The organism is Asanoa siamensis (genome assembly GCF_016862555.1).
Taxonomy (GTDB): Bacteria; Actinomycetota; Actinomycetes; order Mycobacteriales; family Micromonosporaceae; genus Asanoa; species Asanoa siamensis.
Window position 1 is genome coordinate 1 of the sequence record NZ_BONE01000162.1, and the last position, 6129, is coordinate 6129.

Genomic DNA, 6129 nt, shown 5'->3' on the forward strand with positions numbered 1-6129 from the left:
GGGCACGTCACTGCTCCTGCCCGCGGTGTCGATGCCGAGCATCCTCGGCGGCCTGGTGGCCTTCGGCGTGATCATCGGCCCGGCCTACGCGCTGGCCATGGAACGCGAGGACGGCACGCTCCTGCGCGCCAAGGCAGTGCCTCGCGGCATCCTGGGCTATGTCAGCGGGCAGGTGCTCTTCCACTCGCTCGGTCTTTTCCCCTCCCTCTTGACCATTCTGATTCCCAGCTTCCTGCTCTTCGACGACCTGGTCCACCGCGGCGCCGTGGGGTGGCTCACGGTCGCCTGGGTCCTTGTCCTCGGGCTCCTCGCCACCATGCCGATCGGCATCATCATCGGTTCGCTGGTGCCGAATGTGCAGAAGGTCGGCACCTGGGGCATGCTCCCGATCATGGTGCTCACCGCCATCTCCGGCATCTTCTACCCGATGCAGGCGCTGTGGGGCTGGGTCCAGGTCATCGCCCAGCTCTTCCCCGTGTACTGGCTCGGGCTCGGCATGCGATCCGCGTTCCTGCCGGAGTCCGCGGCAACGCTCGAGATCGGTGACTCGTGGCGCACGCTGGAGACAATCGGCGTCCTCAGCGCCTGGGCCATCGCCGGGGTGCTGGTCGCGCCGATCGTGCTGCGCCGGATGGCCCGTCGGCAGTCGGGGTCCCAAGTGGAAGCGGCTCGTCAGGAAGCCGTTCAGTGGGTGCGCTAGTCGCCGGCTCGTCCCTGACCCGATACGCGGGCCCGCGGTCACCCAGATCTTCCAGCGGCGGGCCGTGAGCCGGCTCGGCTACGACGCCATCGCCATCCGGCTGAATCTCGATCCCGTCCGTCACCCACCGCCTGACCCCATTCTTAAAGGGCGTCGGCGCGTCGGCGCCTGGACCGCGAGCAGTGTCCGCGTCGGCCGTTTCCGCCAAGGCTCACGCTCCGGCACGAGCACCAACCCCAACCCGAACGCCCCGGCGTTCCCACCTGCTGCGCTCGTTCGTACGCTGCGACCTGTGCGACCGGCGCGCCTACGGCTGCGCCACCAGGGATACACCTACTACCGCTGCAGCCCGAACGCCAAGAATTACTCACGACGCCTTCCATCTGGAAGTGCGCTACAACCGTCACGAGCGGCACCGCCCAGACCCTCGGTGCGACGATGGCCGACTCCAACCACCCGGAGGAACCAGAAAGGGCAGGCACCGAAACTCACGTTCCGGTTCCCGCCCCACTAGTTTGGGATGCTTTGGTGCGCCGCCAGGGACTCGAACCCCGAACCCGCGGATTAAGAGTCCGCTGCTCTGCCAGTTGAGCTAGCGGCGCTCGTTCGGCAACGACACGTACGTTAGCACGCGCCCTGATGCATCTTCCAACTGGTGGCGAACGACCAGCCGAAGGCCCTCAAACCCCCTCATAGACCCCCACGTAATGCAAGTAGCTCTCCGCGATCCGGGACGCCACCCCGGCCTCGTCGATCTTGTCGGCCAGGTAAGCCTCCAGCGGCGACTGCCAGATGCTGCGCCCGATCGCGAAACCCAGGAAGCCCGCCGGCGCCGCTGCCCGTAGCCAGCGGTCCAGGTCCGGCTCCGGTGCGTCCCGGCCCAGCACGATGCACTGCACCCCGTTCCGGCCGCCCTGTCGGGCCGTCGCCAGGACCGCCGACGCGGCCGACGGAGAGTTCAGGCCCTCGATCTTCCAGATCGCCGGCTCCACCCCGGCCGCCTGCATCTCGCCGATGACCCGCGCCGTCAACTCCGGGCGGAGATCGTCGTCGTAGGCCGGCGAGGACTGTTCCGGCGTCGCCGGCACCAGCAACTCGAGCAGCAGGTCCCGGCCCGCCGAGGCCAGCACCGACGAGACCGTCGCGAGGTCGTCCATCTGGCGCCGCCGGGCGCGTACGTCAAAATCGGGGTTGTCCCTGACCAGGATCTTGACGTAGCGCGGGTCGAACTCCTCGACGTGCTCCATCCAGACGCCCGACCCGAGGTCCCCGTACTCCAGCGTGAACCAGTCCTGACCCGACTTCTCGATCGGCATCGCCAGGGTGATGCCCGCGGCTGTGGCGGCCCGGGCGACCCCCGCGCCGTACCGCTCGTCCACCAGCACCCCGGCGCCGGCGACCGGAGCGCGCCGCAGGGCACTCACCAGACCCTGGTAGATCAGGTCCTTCCCATCGACCAGACGCGCGGTGTCGGCGGGGCTCGGATCGCCGCTGATCTTGTAGACCGTCGCGGCGAACGACGCCCGGTGGTCCATCGCCAGCAGATAGAGTGCCATGATTCTCCCGGAATGCCCCAAACCTCACCTCAGCCTGCCAAAGGGCTCGTGACCAGGCGTTACTTCGGAGAAATCGGTAGCAGTGGGAGGTTCCGACCGGTTCGGGACTCAAGGTCAGCCGTGTGGCTGAGGCGCGGTGTGGACGGCATCTGGCACCCTGCCGGATCGAGGGACATAGCGGGTGTGGCTGGGGCACGATGACCCCAAGGTTGCGAAGAAACGGGGACGTCCATGACTCGGTTCGTGACACGTAGAGCAGCCATCGGGAAGCTTCTCGCCGTCGCGGCGGCCGGCGGGCTCGTCCTGGCGACCACGGCTTGCGGCGGCGACAAGACCGACCAGAAAGCCCCCGCCTTCGTCAGCGGCCAGCAACAGGTCACGCCGTCGCCGACCGCCCCGCCGATCCCGTTCCAGTTCGCGGTCACGCCCGCCGACAAGAAGAAGGACCTGCCGGTCAGCACCGAGATCGGCACCAGCGTCAAGGGCGGCGAGATCACCAGCGTCAAGCTGACCGACAAGAGCGGCAAGGAGGTCAAGGGCGCCCTCCGCGAGGACAAGACGTCCTGGGTGCCCAACGCGCCACTGAAGTACAAGACCGACTACACCGCCACCGTGATCGCCACCAGCGCCGCCGGGCAGGCCGAGACGAAGACGGTCTCCTTCTCCACCAAGGCCAAGTCGGGCAACGACATCGGCTCCGGGCTCTACCTCTTCAACGGCAAGACGTACGGCGTCGCCATGCCCGTCGTGGTCGAGTTCAGCCCCGGCATCGCGAAGAAGGACCGCGCGGCCGTGCAGAGCCGGCTGTTCGTGCGGACCGACCCGCCGCAGCCGGGCGTCTGGCACTGGGTGAGCAGCGGCACGCAGGCCTACTACCGCGCGCCCGACTACTGGAAGCCCGGCACCAAGATCACGGTACGCGCGGCGATCGAGGGCATCCCGCTGTCGAACGGTCGCGTCGGTGACCAGGACCGCAAGGCCACGGCCACGATCGGCGACAAGTTCGAGATGAAGGTCGAGAACAAGACCAAGAAGATGCAGGTCTTCAAGAACGACAAGCTGGTCAAGACGTTCCCGGTCAGCCTCGGCAAGGCCAGCACGCCCTCGTCCAGCGGCACCATGATCGTGATGGACAAGCAGGAGCACACGGTCTTCGACACCTTCGCCGAGCTCGGGCCGGAGGAGGGCTACCGCACGGACATCGACTTCGCGCAGCGGCTGACCTGGGGCGGCGAATACATCCACTCCGCTCCGTGGTCGGTCGGCGACCAGGGCCGGCGCAACGTGTCGCACGGTTGCGTCAATCTCGCGCCCGGGAACGCGAGCTGGCTGTTCGGCCAGACCAAGGTCGGCGACCCGATCACGATCCGCGGGACCGAGCGGAAACTTGAACCGGGCAACGGGTGGACCGCGTGGAACCTGTCGTGGTCCGACTTCGTCAAGGGCAGCGCGCTACCGGTGCCGGGAAGCCTCAAAACGCCTGGTAGCGCCACGCCGACACCGACGGCCACCGATTAAGGACACTTTCCGGTACGGTAGCTCCGCCCGATCGTTCGTACACTCGTCTGGCGTGTTCCCGCATACGGCACGAAACCGTGACGTGTCCCGAGGCGTGTTCGGGGCACCATGACCGCGCTGGAACACGGACTTGTGAGGGGATCTCATGCGGAGCAGCCGAGGGCAGCGCCCGACCCGCCGAGCAGGCATCACGCTGACCGCTGCCGTCCTCGTTGGATTACTGTCAGTCACCGCTGGCTGCACGAAGGCCGGCAACGCGGCCTGGCAGGACGGCGGCCAGAACGGCTCGTCCCCGTCGGCGCCGGCCGAGCCCGACACCAAGGCCAAGGCGACGATCACCGAGCCCGCGGCCAACGCCGCCGACGTCGCCGCCTCGACCGCCATCGCGTTCGACACGACCGACGCGGTCGAGACCGCCGTCGCGCTCAAGTCGTCGAGCGGTGACACGGTCAAGGGCACCCTGGCGAGCGACAAGAAGAGCTGGCTGCCGACGGGCGCGCTGAAGTGGGGCGAGACCTACACGGCGACCGTCAGCGCGACCGGTGACGACGGCAAGACCGCGACCGCCGAGTCCACGTTCACGGTCATGGCCAAGCCGGGCAACGCGATCGCGGTGAGCAGCTTCCTCGGCGACGGCGCGGTGGTCGGCGTCGGCATGCCGATGATCGTCAAGTTCGGCCGCGCGATCCCGCAGGACTACCGCGACGACGTGCAGCGCCGCATGAAGGTCACCGCCGAGCCGGCGCAGGAGGGCACCTGGGCGTGGATCAGCCCGACCGAGATCCACTTCCGCCCCAAGGAGTTCTGGAAGGCCAACACCAAGGTCCACTACAAGCTGCAGACCGGCGGCCTCCCGGTGGGCGACTCCGTCCTCCGCAACGACCTCACCGTCGACCTCAAGATCGGCCCGTCGTTGGTGATGACGGTCGACAACCGCACGAAGCGGATGACGGTCACCAAGGACGGCAAGGTCATCCGCACGATCAAGGTCAGCCTGGGCAAGAAGACCACCCCGTCGTCCACGGGCACGATGATCGTCATCGAGAAGAAGCGCGAGACGGTCTTCGACACCTTCGAGGAACTGGGCCCGGAAGAGGGCTACCGCACTGACATCGACTTCGCCCAACGCCTGACGTGGGGCGGCGAGTTCATCCACGCGGCGCCATGGTCCGAGGGCCAACAGGGCACGACCAACGTCTCCCACGGCTGTGTCAACGTCTCGATGAAGGACGGGGAGTGGCTCTTCGGCCAGACCCGCATCGGCGACCCGATCACGGTCAAGGGCACGGAACGCAAGCTCCAGAACGGCAACGGCTGGACCGACTGGAACATGAGCTTCACCGAGTACGCCAAGATGAGCGCGATTCCGCTTTCCGAGCAATAGGCCAAGTCCCGGGTCCGCGGTCTCGCGGACCGTCGCTTCCGCCGGACGCGGGTCGGGCCCTAGGGGCAATAGATCGTTGCCCGGGTCCGCGGTGGTGCGGACCGTTGTTCCCGCCGGACGCCGGGTCGGGCCGGGAGGATCGTTTCGCGGGTCCGCGGTGGTGCGGACCGTCGCTTCCGCCGGACGCCGGGTCGGGCCGTAGGGGTGATAGATCGTTTCCCGGGTCCGCGGTGGTGCGGACCGTTGCTCCCGCCGGACACCGGGTCGGGCCCTAGGGGGCCCGCCCCTGCCAGGTCCGCGGTTGGCCAAGAACCGGTGGGTCGATCGTGAGTCGGCAATCGACCTGCTTCAGGCGTGTCCATCGGCGTGGTCGTGTCGGGCGTCCGACCCCGCCGGTGCGTGAGTGGATAGAAATCGGTCAGCCTGCTTCCGGCTGGTCAACGTGACGACCTCGGCGTGGCCGGCGTGCTCTGCCAGCAGCCGCCACACCTGCGGTCGCATCCTCCGCCGATAGCTGACGATATAACGGATAAATGCCCACGTAACCCGGTCGAACACGCCATCCTGGCGATGCTGCCCGCCGCGATAACGCCACCGCCGCCGCACCACACCCCAGAGGCAGACGACCGCGGGCAGATCGAGAAAGACCACGGTATCGGCCGCGCCCAACCGAATCCCGAGCGTCCCGGCGTAGTTGCCCTCGACAATCCACCGCGCACCGGCCACAATCCGCCGCTGACACTCCGCGAACTCGTCCTGCGCCACGGCCCGCCATTCGGCGTCGTAGTAGACCGCATCCAGGTGAACCACAGGCAGGTCGAGCCCTCGGCCGAGCCGCCGGGCAAAGGTGGACTTCCCACTGCCACCGCACCCGACGACAACGACCCGTTCCACGAACGCCACGCTATCGCCGCCGCGCCGCCGCGCCGCCGCGCCGCCGCGCCGCCGCGCCGCCGCGCCGCCGCGCCGCC

General features: G+C 68.2%; 5 protein-coding genes and 1 tRNA gene. 3 read left to right on the forward strand and 3 right to left on the reverse strand.

The window, feature by feature from the left end; translation table 11 throughout:
• A partial coding sequence (locus Asi02nite_RS40650) for an ABC transporter permease (protein ID WP_203719384.1) occupies window positions 1-700 on the forward strand: 700 nt, incomplete at its 5' end.
• A 526-nt stretch (window positions 701-1226) separates the two neighbouring features.
• Here the strand turns inward: Asi02nite_RS40650 and Asi02nite_RS40655 are convergent.
• A tRNA-Lys gene (locus Asi02nite_RS40655) sits at window positions 1227-1302 on the reverse strand.
• 78 nt (window positions 1303-1380) lie between these two features.
• Window positions 1381-2256, reverse strand: coding sequence for a 2-deoxy-5-keto-D-gluconate 6-phosphate aldolase domain-containing protein (locus Asi02nite_RS40660; RefSeq protein ID WP_203719385.1), 876 nt, complete (start codon window positions 2254-2256; stop codon window positions 1381-1383).
• A gap of 231 nt (window positions 2257-2487) precedes the next feature.
• Between Asi02nite_RS40660 and Asi02nite_RS40665 the strand changes: the two genes are divergently transcribed.
• On the forward strand, window positions 2488-3774 hold the full coding sequence (locus Asi02nite_RS40665) for a L,D-transpeptidase (protein ID WP_203719386.1): 1287 nt from the start codon (window positions 2488-2490) through the stop codon (window positions 3772-3774).
• Between the two features lie 145 nt (window positions 3775-3919).
• A complete protein-coding gene (locus Asi02nite_RS40670; protein WP_203719387.1) occupies window positions 3920-5158 on the forward strand; it encodes a L,D-transpeptidase in 1239 nt (412 codons plus the stop codon).
• A gap of 348 nt (window positions 5159-5506) precedes the next feature.
• On the opposite strand, the gene Asi02nite_RS40675 is transcribed toward Asi02nite_RS40670, so the two are convergent.
• Window positions 5507-6129: P-loop NTPase family protein (locus Asi02nite_RS40675; protein WP_239127713.1), on the reverse strand; the 623-nt coding region annotated here is incomplete at its 5' end.